Source organism: Sulfurospirillum diekertiae, from assembly GCF_002162315.1.
GTDB lineage: Bacteria > Campylobacterota > Campylobacteria > Campylobacterales > Sulfurospirillaceae > Sulfurospirillum.
Genome location: NZ_CP021416.1, coordinates 979,038 through 995,595, shown reverse-complemented (window position 1 = coordinate 995,595; position 16,558 = coordinate 979,038). Strand labels below are relative to the sequence as shown.

Below are 16,558 nucleotides of genomic sequence, written 5' to 3'. Positions count from 1 at the left end.
GTAAGAAGTAGCTTTTCTAGCCCAAATGTTTCATAAATAATGGGTTTCATCTTAACAACATCCTTTCGGTCCGCAACATGAACTGTTTGATTTCCATGGTGATTCGCTTGCTATTTTTACTTCCAACCATTGTGATAACTCTTCATTGGTAGGATACGTTTTTGTTTTCACCACTTCACCATCTAAAAGCGTGACAGGTAAAATATCCACTCCCTCTTTTTGGAGAAGTGCATTCATGGTTTTATTGCTCACAAAATCTTGTGGCTCCGTAGAGAGACCATGTCGTTTAATCACAATGCGTTTTTCTTTAAGTGAATTAATCGTTGTTGATATTCTCATCAATTCGGAATCAATAGAAGGTCCACATACGCCTGTTGAGCAACACATCGCCGGATCAAATATCTCTAATCGTTTCATCATTTTCTCCTTGTTAATTTTAATACTATCAATCTTTACATGTAACGATAGTGAAAGTGTAGCATAAATTTATCTTTATATCAAGATATATTGATATGTATTTCTACTATAAACATGAAAATTCAATTCTCATGTTTATAGTTTATCTGTGTTTATCTTTATAAACTGAGCAATACCAAAAGCAATATGGGAGGTGTGACTAAAAGTCCAAACTTTGAGTATTCCCAAAAAGCGATTTTCACCCCTTTTTGTGCCAAAACATGTAACCACAAAAGCGTCGCCAAAGAGCCAAATGGTGTCATTTTAGGTCCTAGGTTGCACCCAATGATATTGGCGTAGGCTAAAGCGGTATTAGGAATATCTTGTAGTGCAATATCCATAATCATAACCGTAGGCATATTGTTCATCACTGCACTCAGAGCAGCGGCGATAAAGCCTGTCCCGACAATGGCGATGGTATCGCCTCTTGTATTTAAGTCTTTGAGAATGAATGTGAGATACTCGGTTAATCCTGCATTTTTCAGCCCATACACTACGATATAAAGCCCTATACTAAACCACACTACTTGCCATGGAGCCGTAGTGATAATTTTTTTAGGATGCACAACTTTAAATGCGTTGGCAATAACCAAGAATAAAAGACCGCCCCCAAGCGCAAATACAGAAATTGGAAGATGATATAAATCACCCACAAAATAACTTGCCAAAAGAAGTGCTAAAAATAACCATGCAATGTAAAAAAGTGGCTTACTCTTGAGAGCATCATCAGGATTTTTCAGTAAAGAGATATCCACTTGCGCAACAATGTCTTTTCGCAGAAAAAACCATAGAACAATAATCGAAATAAGAGTACTTGCAATATATGGTACAAACATTACACTTAGGTACTTTGTAAATCCGATATGAAAATAATTAGCGGTTACGATGTTTGTGAGATTTGAAAAGACAAAAGGAAGTGAAGCCGAATCGCTAATAAATCCACCTGCGAGTAAAAACGCGATAATCGCTTTAGCACCCAGTTTTAAAATTCGCATTTGTGCCAATAAAATAGGTGTTAATATAAGTGCGGCACCATCATTTGCAAACAGTGCTGAGATGAAAGATCCTAAAAGAATGGAATAGACAAACATCAAATGTCCATTACCACCAGAAAGTTTTGCCATTTGTATCGCACACCACTCAAAAAAGCCGATCTCATCAAGTACCATGGAGAGAATAATAATCCCAATAAATGCTAACGTTGCATCCCAAACAATGCCTGTAACGATCAGCACGTCTGAAAAACTAACGACACCTACAAGAAGTGCACAAAGTGCTCCGATGACAGCAGTTGTGCCAATTTGCAATCCTCTTGGTTGCCAAATGACAAACACCAATGTGATTAAAAAAATAAGAGACGCTAAAATCATGATACACCTTTACATGTAGAACTATTTTGAGGCAGGTTTAATTCAAGGTAGCTTATCTCCTCTAAACATGCCAAACGAAAACGATCCAGAGGTGAGCGAATAGCGTAATACGCCCATTTCCCTCGCCTATCTACCTTTAAAAACCCTGCATCTTTGAGAATTTTCAAGTGTCTTGAGATGCGTGATTGAATCATATTAAACGAACTTTCGATGTCGCATACGCATACCTCGCCCTTATGTGCAATAAACGCTAAAATTTGAACGCGTGTCTCATCGTTGAGCGCTCCAACGGTCTTTAAAAAAACATCCATGATGTCACCTTCATTATTATTACGATATATTATAAATCATTACAAAGAGTGTAACACAATATCTCTTTTATATCAAGATATATTGATTTAAAATAATTGAATAGTTTCTAAATTAAAAACGCATCTTTGTTGTATGCGTTTAGTTTTTATGTCAATCATCTCAATAAACGCTAAAACCGCTTCTTTAATCTCCTCTTTCACTGCTCTAGTTTGCGCTAAATTTTCTTCATACGTTCCTGTAAAACTACTAGGGTCTTTAAAACTCCAATGAATACGACTTGTTTGACCTGGGAAAATTGGACATCTCTGGCTATTCCCTTCATCACATACTGTAACAACATAGTTAAACAATTTTCCTTCTTTAAAAATATCAAACACTGATTGCGTTTGTTTACCTGTTATATCAATACCTTCTTCTTTAAGTACTTCAACCGCTAAAGGATTTAAAATACCAGGTTCCAAGCCTGCACTTTGGACACCAAAGTTCTCTCCACCGTATTTTTTGAGCAGCTCTTCTGCTATTTGACTACGTGCACTATTGTGAATACATACAAATAAAACCTTGATCATCATTTCTCCTGTTTATTTTTTTTGCAAGTGCTCAAAGCGTACACAATAAAATTTACAAAATGGTTACAAGCCTTTTTAATGTGTAAAAATGTAACTAAAATGTTACACACAAATTGACGAAAAAATTTATATTATTTTTATTTATCTAAATATAAAAACGAACTACCAGTATCGTAACACATGCCTCTTCTATTTTAAAGCTTTAAATAAGTTTGATTATAACAAATATTTATAGTTTAAGTTTTGCTTTTTAGATTTTCTTTATAAAAATCGCTATAGCCTAAAAAGGACAACACACTAAGGAGAAACACATGGTGAGTATAGAAGAGAAAAAAAGCAGAAGAGGATTTTTAAAATTCTCTGCTTTGGGACTTAGCGCAGTAGTGGCTGCCCCCGCACTCATTGCAGGTGATGCACACCCTACAATGTCTGTGTATGGAGGTTACACAAAAAATAGAGTTGGCTCCTTGGCGCAACTCAAAAAAGAAGGTGAGCTTGATTTTTCTTATCCTGATGGAAACGCTTTGTGTAAAGCTGTCTATGTTAATAATGAAGTCAAAGCGTACAGCATTATCTGCACACATAAAGGCTGTCCAACCGTTTACAATCAAGAGAAAGCAATGTTTGAGTGCCCTTGTCACTTTACAAAGTATGACGCAAAAAAAGATGGACAAATGGTCATCGGTCATGCGACAGGCGGACTGCCACGTGTGCTTTTAGAGATCAATGGCGATGACATCTTTGCCATTGGCGTCGATGGTCTTATTTTTGGCCGCATCAACAACAACGTAGGTTAAGGAGAAAAACATGGCACTAACTTTAAACGATAGACTACCCATTCCTCATAAAAATGCTGAAGTTAAAAATGTTACCTGTGAGTTTTGTATTGTCGGTTGTGGCTACAAATCTTACAAATGGCCTCTTGGCACGGAGGGAACGTACAAAGAAAACGCTCTGAGCCTCGATCTTTCGCAGCAACAGCCTACCTATGGCGACTGGTGTAGTGAACGGATGTACAACACCGTGCAAGATAGAGATGGCAAAAAATACAACCTGATGGTTATTCCTGATAAAGAGTGTATGGTCAACATTGGTCAAAACTCTGTTCGTGGTGGTATGATGGGTGTTTCAACCTTCAATGCGGCAAGCCCGACCAAAGACAGACTCAAAGAGCCTCAAATTTTTCGTGGTGGCATGCTCATGGAAACCTCATAGGAAGAAGCAACAACCATCATCGCAAAAGTGTACAAAAAAATCATCGATAACGATGGCGCAGATGAAATTTCGCATAAAACCTTTGACCACGGTGGCGGTGGCGGTGGCTTTGAAAACACATGGGGTACAGGCAAGCTCTTTCACACGGCTATTGGCACCGCATCGGCTTCGATTCACAATCGCCCTGCGTATAACTCTGAAGTGCATTCAAGCCGTGAAATGGGCGTTGGTGAGCTTAATAGCAGTTATTATGACACGAGCATCTCCGATACGATGGTGGTCATTGGGTGTAATCCTTATGAGTGTCAAACCAACCTGTTCAACATTCATATGCAAGCCAATCTCGATGGCAGTAGCTTAGCGAACAAGAAAAAAGAGTATGACAAAGGCGAGAGCGCATCTAATGGCAAAATTATCTTCATTGATCCAAGACGCCAAGCTTCCATTACCAACGCTATTGCGATTGCAGGTAAAGAGAATGTACTTCATCTTCAAATCAAACCTGGTCAAGATATTACGCTCATGAACGCACTTGTAACGTACATCATAGAGCAAGGCTGGGAAGCTAAAGAATTCATCAAAAACCATACGGAAAACTTTGATGCGATGTATAAAGTCAATAAAGTTTCCCTAGAGTATGCCTCTTCTATCACAAACATTAGTGTCGCTGACATCAAAAAAGCGGCGGAATGGATCGCTAAACCAAAGCCAAGCGGTCACCGTCCTCGCAATGCAATTTACTATGAAAAAGGCATTATTTGGGGAATTAAAAACTACGAAGGTGTTGCGTCTATCGTCAACCTAGCCCTTTTAACCCAAAGCGTGGGTCGTGTTGGAACAGGTGTGTGTCGCGCAGGTGGTCACCAAGAAGGCTACACAAGACCTGAGTATACTGGCCCAAGCCGTCAAAATCTTGCGGTCATAGACACTGACATCATTGAGGGTAAATACCTTGTCTATTCTATTTGGGGAACCAATCCGTTTGGGCAGTCTATTGCGACACAACGCCTCCGAAATGCGGTGACAAAGAGAAGTCAAATTGTCAAAGATGCGATTAACGGTTATCATGGAAACAACCTTGATGAGCTCTCCGATATTATCTACAACGCGTGTAAATCAGGCGGTCTCTTCGTGGTCGATATAGACATCTACCCAACGCAATCGAGTGAGCGAGCGCACATTGTATTACCATCGGCTACAACGATGGAGATGAACCTCACGTCTATGAGTGGTGAGCGAAGAATGCGTCTGTCTGAAAAAGTTATGGATGCCCCTGGCAGTGCCAAGCCAGACTGTTTAATCGCAGCAGATATTGCCAATGCGCTTAAAGCTGAGTATCTTAAAGCTGGCAATAAAACCATGGCAAAACGCTTTGAAGGCTTTGAGTGGAAAAATGAAGAAGATTCATTTAAAGATGGTTTCGCAGGTCAAGGCTCTAAAATGGCAAGTCAAGGCGGACCAACAGGAACGCTTGCTACCTATAAACTCTTACGTGATGCGGGCAATAACGGCGTTCAACTTCCTATCGTTAAAGTCGAAAATGGCAAGCTTATTGGCACGCGTCTCAATTACGCTGATGGTAAGTTTGGTACGAAATCGGGTCGTGCGACGTTCTTACCAACACCACAACCCGCCATGCCAAAACAGGTCGCAAAACAGGTCAAACGCTACAAATACTGGGTCAATTCAGGACGTATCAATGAAGTATGGCAGTCAAACTACCACACAGGTCGCCTTGAATTTACCGCAAAACGATGGCCGATGGCTCCACTTGAAATTCACCCCAATGATGCTAAAGAGCTTGGCGTTACTAGTGGCGATATTGTTCAGCTGAATAACGATTATGGCTCCACACGAGCGATCGCGATTGTGACGGATGCGGTGCGTAAAGGCGAAGTTTTTGGTGCTTTTGGTTTCCAAAACTCTATCATCAACGACCTCTGTACAGACTATGTCGATCCTGATACCAAAATTCCTTTCTACAAAGGAACGGCGGCAAACATCGTTAAAGTTGGCCGAAGCGAAGGGCTTATCAAAGATATGACCTTCTTGGAACGTGCGTAAAAATAGGAGGTAGCTTACGCTACCTCTTTACTAGGCTTATGTATTATTTTTCAATTTTTATTGTAAGAATTTTTCTAAAAAAAAATAAAATTACTGCCAATGAAATTGCCCCTATCGCAACACCTTGGAAGAGAACTTGGGCATCGTAATGATCCCAAATATAACCTGCCATTGCCAAAGAAATAAATGTTGCAATACCTACACAACCATAATAGATACCATACGCTGAAGCCTTGAGTGCTTTTGGCGTTGTATCGGAGATAATCGCTTTTGCCAAAGCATTAAACCCAGCGGCAAACACACCATAGGATCCAAAAGCTATCCAAGCACTCATTGGAGTCTGCCATGTCATTATCCACGCAGATAAACCAAAGATAGTGTATATAAGACTTAGCATCAAAGGTTTTCCCACACGATCAGCTATTTTCCCAATAGGAATAGCAAAAAATGATTGCGTTGCATTGTAAAGTGTATAAGCTAAGGGGATCATCATTAAAGCAAGTCCATTGTCACCAGACTTTAAAACCATAAACGAATAATTCATTGCAACTAAACTAAATGCCACTTGGAAGGCAACAAGCATATAAAATTCTTTAGATAGTGCAAAAGGTCTAAAAGAGCGAAAAGGAATAGGTTCAGCTCTAACGTCTGAAACAAATACGATTAGTATCAATACGGCTAAGACGCCAGGAACAAAACTCAGCGCAAAAACAAATCGAAATGTGGTTTCACTTTCTCCATAAAATTGTAAACATAAAAATGCAGTTAAAGAACCAGCAATGGCTCCTGCACTGTCCATCATTTTATGAAAACCAAACACAAAACCACTTCTGTGTGATGGAGTAAATGCAGAAATCAAGGCATCTCTTGGTGCAGTTCTTACACCTTTACCAAAACGATCTCCCACCCGTACCATACCAACCATCAGTGCACTACTTGCAAAATATGCCAAAGGCTTAATTAGATTTGAAAACCCATAGCCTATAATCGTTAGCATTTTTCGATGCCCCAATTTGTCGGACAAAAATCCTGAAAAAGCAATGAGCATCGCTACCCCAAGTTCCGCGAACCCTTCAATCATTCCAATATCAGATTTTGTGGCATGTAAGAATCGTTCTAAAAAAAGCGGTAAGAGAGGGAGAATCATTTCTGTTGCAAAATCAGTGAAGAAGCTATTTACACCTAAGGCTACAATATTTTTATTAATATCTTCCATTAGATTACACCATATTCAATCGCACATTTGGTGTAAAAAATCTGCTGGTTTTGCTCTTTTAAAAATGTAAAGAGTGCTTCGCACTGAGCTTCTGTAACATTTATAATCAACTCAATGGGTTGTTCTGCTAACTCAAAAAAAAGAGGCAGAGTGCCATTTACCATCTCGTCCAATTCCTTTACTAGCATTCACAACCGTAATTCCTTGAATGCCCAAAGATTGGGCACTTTTTTCAAACCATTCAATCAAATTCTCCCCACTGTGGTGTTGTCGATTTTGGAGGGTGGAAAAGACAAGTTGATACCCTTTCATGCAATTCCTTTGTGTGTGAGTAATGAAAATGTTGCCAAGCCTAAAAGCGTCATGATAAGTGAACCGCCTACATGTAAAGCTAAGCCTATAAAAAGTGTTGTGAGTTTTTGTTCCTGGATAAGCACAACCATCTCTGCACTAAAGGTGCTAAACGTTGTTAAGCCTCCTAAAAAGCCTGTAATGATTAAAAGTCTCCATTCAGGAGAAAGTGATGTATTGTTACTAAAAAAAGCAATGGCTAATCCTATCATGTAGCCACCTAATAAATTAGCCCCTAATGTTCCTAATGGAAGTGAAGGATAGAAACTATTGAGTTTCATGCCTAAAAACCAACGAAGTAGTGCTCCAAAACCAGCACCTGTAAAAATTGCTATAAGTGAGTACATCATTTAAAACCTATCACAATAAGGAATAGAAAATTATAACTCTTTTAGGATGATTTTTTACTGTGAGAGAATACTTTAATTGCAGATAGCATTAAAATAATGCCCAAAATCCATACAAGCCATTGGGAGTGAATAAACTGAAGAACGTATGCGCCTATGAGTGAGCCTACAAAAGAACCTATGACCATAAATAGAATAAATTTCTTGTGCTCTTTCAACTGAGAAAAAACCTGATTACGAGAATAACGAATAAATGCAACTATCATAGTGGGCAAAGAGATACAAAGCGATAAAGTACCTGCAATTTTCATATCAAACCCATACAGTAACATCAGGGTAGGAATTAAAAACTCACCTCCTGCAACACCTAAAATAGCTGCTATAACTCCAATAAAAATCCCAGCTATAAATCCAATACATTGTAAGCTTACTCCTGTCAATACAGCTGTCGGATAGAGTTCAATAACATACAGATGCGAGCTTATCATACTAAGGGATAAAATGACTAAAATAAAAGCAATGAGCTTATTTAAAAAGCGTTCGTGAAGTAAACAGGCATAATGTGCGCCAAGCCATGCTCCTATCATTGAACCTATTAATAGAACAATGACGGTGCTCATATTGGCGTAAAGATCGATAGCTCCTGTATAATAAACGCGAAATATTAATGAGAAAAGAACCGTTGCAAGGGAAGTGAGCTTATTAATCATAATGGCTAACAAGGTACTAAATCCAAAGTACCCCACTAAAAGAGGTAACCGAAATTCTGCACCACCAAGACCTATTAAACCTCCCAAGGTTGAAACAGATAACCCGCCTAAGAAAGATTTAAAAGGTACGTGTGTGTGCAAGGATTCTTTTTTCATTACATGATTTTTACAATAGGTGCAAATGCTTTTGTGCTTACACTCACACTTGTTCCAATGTTTAAGTTAATAGCCTCACTTTCATCTAAAACAACTTCGACGATTGTGTTACCAATGCCGATGGTTGCAACATAAATGCTATCACGCTTTTCACAATCTAAAACCTCTCCCTCAAAGGCAAATTTACTGGTACTGTGTTGAGAAAGAAATACTTTTCTAGGCGAACCTTGACTAAAAATCTTTCCCTCTTTAATCCATAAAACTTGATTGGAAAGTTTGAAGACTTCACTACGGTCATGGGAAACCATCAGCGTAGTCAATTTAAAAATATCGTGTGTATTTTTAAGTTCATCTTGCAGACGTGAACGCGTCAATGCATCCAGTGAGGAGAGAGGTTCATCTAAGAGTAATACTTTAGGCTCTTGAGCAATAGATCTTGCCAATGCGACACGTTGTCGTTGTCCTCCTGAAAGGGTTGAAGGTAAACGAGTTTTAAGTGCTTCTAATCCCATTACATGTAAGATTTCTTCCGCTTTTTTAACATCTTTGTGTGGTTGGGAAAACAGAAGGTTCTCCAATACATTCATATGTTCAAACAAGGCATAGTTTTGAAAGACAAATCCCACACGGCGTTTTTGAGGGGTAAGGTTAATCCCTTTAGTGCTATCAAACCACACTTCATCATCCATCACAATGGTTCCTCTGTCGGGTGTTTCAAGTCCCGCTATCATTCGAAGAAATGTTGTTTTACCAATACCTGATTCTCCAAAAATAGTCCAAAACACTCCTTTTTCAAAGTGACACTCCACCTCAAAATCAATGACTCCCGTTGCTCCTTGAAGCTTTTTAGAAAGATCTACTTTAAGCATGAAAACTCGCTTTTACTTCATTGTTCAATTTGGTATAAACTAGCCATAAAATAGCAAAAGAAAAGGCAAATAAGATAAGTGAGTAACTATGTGCCATCGTATAATTCAGTGCTTCCACTTCATTGTAAATAGCAATGGAAGCTACTTTCGTTTGTCCATTAATATTGCCTCCGATCATCAATACCACACCAAATTCACCCACTGTATGTGCAAAGGAAATGACGCCACCTGTGGCAAGAGAAGATTTCATTGCAGGTAAAATAACCCTAAAAAGTGTTTGTATTTGGCTTTTACCCATTGTATGGGCTGCTTCAATACTAAAACGATCCACTGATTTGAACCCACTTAAGAGTGGATGAACCATAAAAGGAAGACTAAAAATAATAGAACCTACAACCAATCCATCAAAATGAAATGCTAATTGATGCCCAAAAAGCTCTTTCCAAATAGCGCCTAAGAAGCCATTTTGGCTAAACATAAGAAGGAAATAAAAACCGAGCACCGAAGGAGGTAAAACCAAAGGCATCGCAATGACAGCTTCCAGTATGGCTTTGAAACGTATTTTAGAAAAAGCTAAATAATAAGCAAGTGGAATACCTACAAGATATAAAAAAATCGTTGTAATCAATGCCAATTCTAGGGTTAGCCCAAAAGGTTCCCAAAATGCAGGACTCAAGATTTCATTCATACCATCTCCTCAAGCGATAATTCAGTTGCTTTAACGAAAAAGTTTATTGAATCATTCACCTGTAAATTCAAACGTTCTATAGCTGCGGTTGTAATAATTGAGCCTAATGTATGAGAATGATGTGTTGCTCTAATGGTAGAGAGTATCACTCCTTTGTTTAATGCTTCAATGTGGCACTCAAAGATATTTGAGAAACTGATATTGTCGCATGAACCTTTAGCAACACCTACTTCTGTCTCCTTAAAACAGATATACACTTCACTTCCCTCTTTTGCAAAAGAGGGAAGTTCTAAGATAATTGCTGTGAGCATTTGTTCATGATAGTTTAAAAGAATGCGTGATATCCCTTCATAGGTTTGGATATGACTGATTCGTGCACGCAAACGATTCATAGTTCACCTGGAAGGACAAAGCCATATCTTTTAAAGATTGCACGTGCCTGTGGTGTTCCTACAAAAGCTTCAAATTTTTGTGCTGTAGGATTGTTCTCACCATTTTTAAGAAGTGCATAGCCTTGTATGATTTCGTTGTGCCACTCTGATGGTAAAAGGAAAAAATCACCTTGTGCTTTTAACGTATCAGAAATACCCAATGATAAAGGGATAATGCCAACTTCTGCCGCTCCTGTTTGAATAAACTGAGCAGCTTGTGAGACATTTTCACCCAAAACTAAACGATCTTGAATTTTGTCATAATAATTTTGACTTTTCAGCGCATTGACTGCGGCTACACCATAAGGTGCATGAGAGGGATCAGCAATAGCAATCTTTTTTACTTTTGGATCCAATAAAAGCTCCAAACCTCTTTTAACATCCATATTATTTGTTTTAGGAGCCCAAAGTCCAATACGTCCATAGGCATATGGTTTAGGTTCATGACTAATGAGTCCAGCATCTTTTAGCTTTTGGACATATCCCATATCTGCTGCAAAATACATGTCATAAGGGGCACCATTGACAATTTGTGTATATGCTTTCCCCGTTGAACCAAAAGCGATATGTGCTTTTTCCCCAGGATAAGCTTTTTCAAATTCAACTTGCATCTCTTTAAACGCATAGACCAAATCTGCTGCCGCGGTTATTTGAACTTCTCCTGCCCATAATGATAGGGAAAGACACGCCATTCCTAGTATTTTCTTTAACATAAATGCTCCTTGTATCAAATGTTATTTTCCGATTAGAATACTGCTTGATTTAATAATGGCACACACAGATGAACCGATTTCTAAACCTAAACTTTTTGCAGATTCAGATGTAATGGTTGCCACAATCATTTCATTTTCACCTATGTCAATACTGACTTGGGCATTCACTTCACCAAGAATAATGCCACTTATTTTGCCTAGAATTTTGTTGCGAGCACTGGTTGCGATATGAGTGTCATTGGATATAAGAACAGAGGATGCTTTGATAATCCCAATGACTTCATCCCCAATATGTAACCCCATTTCTTCAACAGCGCTGTTTGTAATAGTTGAAACAAGAATAACCCCACTTTTTAAGACCATGCTTACTTCGGCATTGACTTTTGCTTGTTTAATGTCACCAATTTTTCCCATAAACTGATTACGTGCACTAATTTGCATAGCTATCCTTTGTAAGTTTTTAATGTGATCCATATTAAATTCAGCCATAGAAGAGAGTGTTTTTAAAAAACGTTCATACTCATGTTTCAGTACATCATAGTTCTTGACAATTTCTTCTCCATAAGGAGTTAATGAGGTTCCTCCTCCACCATTTCCACCAGTAACTCTTACAACTAAAGGCATAGTGGAGAGGTTATTCATCGTATCAATGGCTCCCCATGCTGTCTTATAACTAATACCAACTTGTTTAGCTGCTGTTGTAATTGAACCACTCTCTTTGATAGCTTGAAGTAAATGAATACGTTTTTCCAATAGGACTGGTTTATCAAAACATATTAGTCCACTTGATAAATCTTTACTCATATATTTCCTTATGTAATATATTTATACAACGATTATTTGGAAGTATAGCAATATAACCTTAAGACATATAACGCTCTTATGCTTAATTTTTAAACATGTAATTTTTGCATATTATAATTAATAATATTTGTATCAGAATAACGTATTTATGGGTTTAATATGCAAATAATACATATATATTATTCAAGTATTTTTCCAATAAAATATAAATTAAATTATAAGTTTTAAATATATTAAATCAAACATTTCTTTAAACAATATGTATAATTAGCATATTTAAAAAATAATTAAATAAAATGACTACTTATATTGTGCGTAGCATTTATCTGTTATGTAAAAAAATGATTTGGAGTTAATGGAAGTAGTAATTACTCTATCATCAACGACCTCTGCACAGACTATGTCGATCCCGATACCAAAATTCCTTTCTACAAAGGAACGGCGGCAAACATCGTTAAAGTTGGGCGAAGTGAGGGACTTATCAAAGATATGACTTTCTTGGAACGCGCTTAAGCTACTCCGTAATTTAAAAATACCAATACAGCTTTGTCCATAACGTATCTTGAACCAGTTTAGAGCCGTATTCGGAGCCTATTTGACCATCGTTCATATTGTATGAAATATCTAAAAGCATATTGTTTTTAAAGCTGTACGTTGCGCCAAAAGAGTTTTGCATCGACTTATCTTCGAGGTTGTAGATATTTTTATAGTAAAGAGACCCATACAGCCAATTAAAGGGCTCTTTTTGTGAAAACTTATTCATAAAATACTGATGATCAAAAAAAGGCTCGGACTTGCTGCTCTGATTTTTTTGGTAAAAATACTCGCTGGTAATACTGAGCTCAAATGCCGTTAAATACTTTAACCCCACCAAATACGCATAATCATCCGCGCCCAGTGTTTTAGCAAACTCTCCATGTACTTCAATGTTCGTTTGAATATTTTTAGAAAAATCCAGCCCTATTTTATCGCTCTGCTCACTTCGATGATAATAGATAAGATCAATATCCGTATCATACGCTAGAAAATAGGCTTTAACCCCTACATTATTTTCATCTTTTTGGCTAAAATCACTGTTTATATGGTCATTGTTTTGCATCACAATGAGATCCAACGAGACATTTCTCACATCCCCATCGTAGCTTTTGTTATACCGATAATTCGCCATCACATACCCTTCACGCGAAGCATCAGGGTCATTTGGGTCTTTCTTTCGATCAAAAAAAGCGATGGGATTGACGAAGTAGCCTTTGCCCCATTTAGGCGCTTTTTTACCGACCTCAATAAGATTATTTTGATCAAACTTGTACTGCACGAAGAGTTGTGCAATAGTGTAAGCATCACTGTACTCTCTATCGACATCGTTGTAATTCACCATCACTTCAGAGTCAAGTTTAATGGCATCTTGAAAGTAAGCAAATTTTAAATCACCTTCACTGCCATAGCTCTTCATGCTCTCTTTGTTTTTGGTATGAAACAGAGGTGAGTCTTCATTTAAGCCTTGCAGTTTATTTTCACCTTTAAGGTAACCACTCAATGTATAGGGTTTGACCTCGATGGCATCAAGGTCAAAATCGTAATCTCCTGCATTTCCCAAAACTGCTGCAAAAAGAATTACATGTAAAGATTTCATCTATTTTCGAAACTCTTGAACTTTGCCAATGTTTTCGATGGTAAACATCTCATCGGCAAACTCACGCGCTGTTATTTTTCCATACACCATGATGGACTTGTAGCCTTTATACAGTGGCGAATCCGTCTCAATCACCGCAGGTCTTACGATGCCACCACCAAAGTCTTTCATATCTTTGTAGTAGAGCGTTTTTATGAGCATCCCCGTAGAAGTATAACAGGCGATTTTTGTCGGTGTCACTGTTTTTTTATCCACTTCCATCAACAATTTATCGTATGCAACCGTCTCATTTTTAGCTTTCAAATCTAAAACAATCGTAGCACCCTCATCTGTTTGGCTTTTGATGTCATATTCAGCCGAGAAATCGAGTTGCATAATATCACTGTTATTAAACACACCGCCCACAACACTTTGCATAGACGTAATGCGAATGGGCTTGCCCACATCGGGCAAATAAAGCCACATATTTTCATCCAATCTCAGTGTACTCCTGCCTTTTTCACTGTCAGGCTGTAAGAACAACGAGACAATTTTATCTTTACCTTTTTTGATCTGATAAAGCAAAAACTCTTTTTTGCTCCCATCAGGCTCGATGTTAATGAGTTTTTTATAGCTATCCGCAGAACTTGGACTGAGCTTTTTATCCACTTGTTCTAAAATGCTCTCCGCACCAAAGAGTGCTAGCGTTGTGAGTAAAAAAAGTATGATCTTCTTCATGGTGTGCTCCTAATAGGTACGTAAAGCTTCAACAGGATCAAGTCTTGAAGCTTTGATGGCGGGAGATATGGACGCAACGAGTGAGATAAAAATAACGATGATACTTACACTAAGTATCTCATTTATTCCTAAGCTCGGTGTTAAAATAAGACCACTTTGTTGCCCGATGCTATAGGTAATTTTGACAATATTGAGAAGATAAACAATCCCCAAAGACAAGATGCTTCCCACAACCGCCCCAAACACGCCTAGCATCAAGCCTTCACATAAAAAAAGTTTGACGATGGTCAAAGGCGGTGTGCCCATAGCCGCAATGGTTCCTATTTCTCGGACACGCTCAAACACACTCATGATCATCACATTGAGGATGGAGATAAGGACAATAGAGATAAGGATGATTTGAATCGAAATATTCATAACATCAATCATCTTAATGATGTTGTAAAAAGGAGAGAGTTGCTGCCATGTATGAATTTCCAAAACAGGCTTTCCCTCTTTATTGAGTTTTTCCAAGAGTGGCTGAAGTGATTTTTCTGCAACTCTCAGTTTTTCTACGTCTCTTAGGCGAAGGACGATTTCACTGATCTCAAGTTCATTGTTCATTCGCAGTGCCTTTTTGGCATCTTCGATGTGAATGTACCCATCACGTCCTCCAGGTCCCATGACTTGCCCCACGATACCTGCAACTTTAAGGTTAATGCCATTGACGGAGCCATTTTTGTTATTGGCAACCAAGACGATGGTATCGCCTATTTTGACATCCATCCCTTTGATAAGCAGTTCAGGAACAATGATTTCGCCTGATTTAAAAGTACCATTCATATCAGAAATTCGACTTTCAAGGAGTGGCAACGTTGGAAATTCATCTTTAGGATTAATCGCGTTAAGTCTGATGTTGGTCGTACTGGTAAAGTTAGAAAACATTGCACCAAACTTGATGCGATAGCTGTAACTCTCTATAAAAGGATTGGACTCTAGCTTCGATTCGATAAACTCTAACATTTTTGCATTAAGATTTTTATCCAAAGGAAGATTGTCGACAGAAGCCACATACCCTTTTTTGTGTATCTGAATATGCCCCATTAAAGAATCAGTAATCTGCCCAACCGTATAACTTTTAAAGCTCCCTGACATCGCCGTGTAGATCAGCACAAAAATGACCCCTATCGTAATAAGGGAAGCCGTTAGAAGCGTTCTTCGATAGTTTCGTTTGAGATTTCGATAGGATATTTTAAGGATATTGTTCATTTGTTCATCCTTTGATCTGCTACAATTTCACCATCGACAAGGGTGATAAGTCTGTCCACATTGGAGACTATTTTTTCATCATGTGTTGCAAACACAAACGTCGTTTGATGCTCTCTTTGAATTTTTTTCATCAGCTCAATAATCATATGCGCTGTTTTGGTATCAAGATTCGCTGTAGGTTCATCTGCAAAGACAATTTTAGGATTGGTCACGAGTGCTCTTGCTATGGCAACACGTTGCATCTGACCGCCTGAGATTTTATCAGGGGTTTTATCTTTATGATCCAACATCCCAACCTCCTCAAGTAACGTAAGTACCCGTGATTTTCGCTCCTCTTCGGGAAGGTTTTGGATCATAATCAGAGGATACTCAACATTTTCATACACACTCAAAACTGGAATAAGATTGAAACTTTGGAAAATAAAACCAATGTTTTCACCTCTAAAGTTAGCCCTTTGCGTTCGATTCATGGTCGTGGTGGAAGTATTGTTGATAACAATCTCGCCATTGGTTGGGGTATCAAGACAGCCAAGCATGTTTAGTACAGTGCTTTTTCCACTTCCACTAGGCCCAACTAAAGAGATAAATTCTCCCTCGCTAATCTCTAAAGACAAATCTTTGATAACTTCTTGACGTATCTCGCCTGTCTGATAGACTTTTTTGAGATGATGTGCTGTGATCATATCCTT

General features: G+C 38.3%; 21 protein-coding genes. 3 read left to right on the top strand and 18 right to left on the bottom strand.

Going from position 1 to position 16,558, the window contains the following annotated elements; genetic code table 11:
* Positions 1–51: 51 nt before the first annotated feature.
* The 4 genes from arsD to Sdiek1_RS05055 form a co-directional block, all read right to left on the bottom strand.
* Positions 52–417: an arsenite efflux transporter metallochaperone ArsD gene (gene arsD, locus Sdiek1_RS05070; RefSeq protein WP_087438190.1), complete on the bottom strand. Its 366-nt coding sequence runs from the start codon at positions 415–417 to the stop codon at positions 52–54.
* Positions 418–575: 158 nt separating this feature from the next.
* Positions 576–1,826, bottom strand: coding sequence for an arsenic transporter (locus Sdiek1_RS05065; protein ID WP_087438189.1), 1,251 nt, complete (start codon positions 1,824–1,826; stop codon positions 576–578).
* Positions 1,823–2,137, bottom strand: coding sequence for an ArsR/SmtB family transcription factor (locus tag Sdiek1_RS05060; RefSeq protein ID WP_087438188.1), 315 nt, complete (start codon positions 2,135–2,137; stop codon positions 1,823–1,825). The genes Sdiek1_RS05065 and Sdiek1_RS05060 overlap by 4 nt, the downstream gene beginning before the upstream one ends.
* 87 nt (positions 2,138–2,224) lie before the next feature.
* Positions 2,225–2,707: an arsenate reductase ArsC gene (locus Sdiek1_RS05055; RefSeq protein WP_087438187.1), complete on the bottom strand. Its 483-nt coding sequence runs from the start codon at positions 2,705–2,707 to the stop codon at positions 2,225–2,227.
* 311 nt (positions 2,708–3,018) lie between these two features.
* Between Sdiek1_RS05055 and Sdiek1_RS05050 the strand changes: the two genes are divergently transcribed.
* Genes Sdiek1_RS05050 through Sdiek1_RS05045 form a run of 3 tightly spaced genes read left to right on the top strand, consistent with a single transcriptional unit; the run spans position 3,019 to position 5,986 of the window.
* The gene (locus Sdiek1_RS05050) at positions 3,019–3,504 is read left to right on the top strand and encodes an arsenate reductase (azurin) small subunit (protein WP_087438186.1); all 486 of its coding nucleotides are present in this window, start codon (positions 3,019–3,021) and stop codon (positions 3,502–3,504) included.
* 10 nt (positions 3,505–3,514) lie between these two features.
* Positions 3,515–3,922: a hypothetical protein gene (locus tag Sdiek1_RS14985; protein WP_202819586.1), complete on the top strand. Its 408-nt coding sequence runs from the start codon at positions 3,515–3,517 to the stop codon at positions 3,920–3,922.
* Positions 3,923–3,949: 27 nt separating this feature from the next.
* Positions 3,950–5,986: an arsenate reductase (azurin) large subunit gene (locus Sdiek1_RS05045; RefSeq protein WP_202819585.1), complete on the top strand. Its 2,037-nt coding sequence runs from the start codon at positions 3,950–3,952 to the stop codon at positions 5,984–5,986.
* Between the two features lie 43 nt (positions 5,987–6,029).
* Here Sdiek1_RS05045 and Sdiek1_RS05040 read toward each other — a convergent pair whose 3' ends face one another.
* The 14 genes from Sdiek1_RS05040 to Sdiek1_RS04980 all read right to left on the bottom strand — a co-directional run bounded on the left by Sdiek1_RS05040 (position 6,030) and on the right by Sdiek1_RS04980 (position 16,552).
* Positions 6,030–7,202, bottom strand: a complete 1,173-nt coding sequence (locus tag Sdiek1_RS05040) for an MFS transporter (RefSeq protein WP_087438185.1) — start codon at positions 7,200–7,202, stop codon at positions 6,030–6,032.
* Entirely contained in the window at positions 7,202–7,366 is a 165-nt protein-coding gene (locus tag Sdiek1_RS15110; RefSeq protein ID WP_238099164.1) for a putative PII-like signaling protein, read from the bottom strand. The genes Sdiek1_RS05040 and Sdiek1_RS15110 overlap by 1 nt, the downstream gene beginning before the upstream one ends.
* Complete coding sequence (locus Sdiek1_RS15105; protein ID WP_238099162.1) at positions 7,335–7,514, bottom strand: DUF190 domain-containing protein; 180 nt, start codon at positions 7,512–7,514, stop codon at positions 7,335–7,337. The genes Sdiek1_RS15110 and Sdiek1_RS15105 overlap by 32 nt, the downstream gene beginning before the upstream one ends.
* Complete coding sequence (gene crcB / locus Sdiek1_RS05030; RefSeq protein WP_087438184.1) at positions 7,511–7,903, bottom strand: fluoride efflux transporter CrcB; 393 nt, start codon at positions 7,901–7,903, stop codon at positions 7,511–7,513. Before crcB ends, Sdiek1_RS15105 begins: the two co-directional genes overlap by 4 nt.
* A 41-nt stretch (positions 7,904–7,944) precedes the next feature.
* Complete coding sequence (locus tag Sdiek1_RS05025; protein ID WP_192866775.1) at positions 7,945–8,766, bottom strand: sulfite exporter TauE/SafE family protein; 822 nt, start codon at positions 8,764–8,766, stop codon at positions 7,945–7,947.
* A complete protein-coding gene (locus Sdiek1_RS05020) occupies positions 8,766–9,635 on the bottom strand; it encodes an ABC transporter ATP-binding protein (RefSeq protein ID WP_087438183.1) in 870 nt (289 codons plus the stop codon). The genes Sdiek1_RS05025 and Sdiek1_RS05020 overlap by 1 nt, the downstream gene beginning before the upstream one ends.
* A complete protein-coding gene (modB, locus tag Sdiek1_RS05015; RefSeq protein ID WP_087439835.1) occupies positions 9,628–10,311 on the bottom strand; it encodes a molybdate ABC transporter permease subunit in 684 nt (227 codons plus the stop codon). Before modB ends, Sdiek1_RS05020 begins: the two co-directional genes overlap by 8 nt.
* 8 nt (positions 10,312–10,319) lie before the next feature.
* The gene (locus Sdiek1_RS05010; protein ID WP_087438182.1) at positions 10,320–10,715 is read right to left on the bottom strand and encodes a hypothetical protein; all 396 of its coding nucleotides are present in this window, start codon (positions 10,713–10,715) and stop codon (positions 10,320–10,322) included.
* Complete coding sequence (gene modA, locus Sdiek1_RS05005) at positions 10,712–11,467, bottom strand: molybdate ABC transporter substrate-binding protein (protein ID WP_087438181.1); 756 nt, start codon at positions 11,465–11,467, stop codon at positions 10,712–10,714. Before modA ends, Sdiek1_RS05010 begins: the two co-directional genes overlap by 4 nt.
* Positions 11,468–11,488: 21 nt before the next feature.
* A complete protein-coding gene (locus Sdiek1_RS05000) occupies positions 11,489–12,271 on the bottom strand; it encodes a TOBE domain-containing protein (protein WP_025346180.1) in 783 nt (260 codons plus the stop codon).
* A 526-nt stretch (positions 12,272–12,797) separates the two neighbouring features.
* A complete protein-coding gene (locus Sdiek1_RS04995; RefSeq protein ID WP_087438180.1) occupies positions 12,798–13,904 on the bottom strand; it encodes a hypothetical protein in 1,107 nt (368 codons plus the stop codon).
* Positions 13,905–14,621, bottom strand: a complete 717-nt coding sequence (locus tag Sdiek1_RS04990) for an outer membrane lipoprotein-sorting protein (protein ID WP_087438179.1) — start codon at positions 14,619–14,621, stop codon at positions 13,905–13,907. It abuts the gene before it with no gap.
* A gap of 9 nt (positions 14,622–14,630) precedes the next feature.
* The gene (locus Sdiek1_RS04985) at positions 14,631–15,869 is read right to left on the bottom strand and encodes an ABC transporter permease (protein WP_087438178.1); all 1,239 of its coding nucleotides are present in this window, start codon (positions 15,867–15,869) and stop codon (positions 14,631–14,633) included.
* Positions 15,866–16,552: an ABC transporter ATP-binding protein gene (locus tag Sdiek1_RS04980; RefSeq protein ID WP_087438177.1), complete on the bottom strand. Its 687-nt coding sequence runs from the start codon at positions 16,550–16,552 to the stop codon at positions 15,866–15,868. Before Sdiek1_RS04980 ends, Sdiek1_RS04985 begins: the two co-directional genes overlap by 4 nt.
* Positions 16,553–16,558 lie beyond the last annotated feature (6 nt).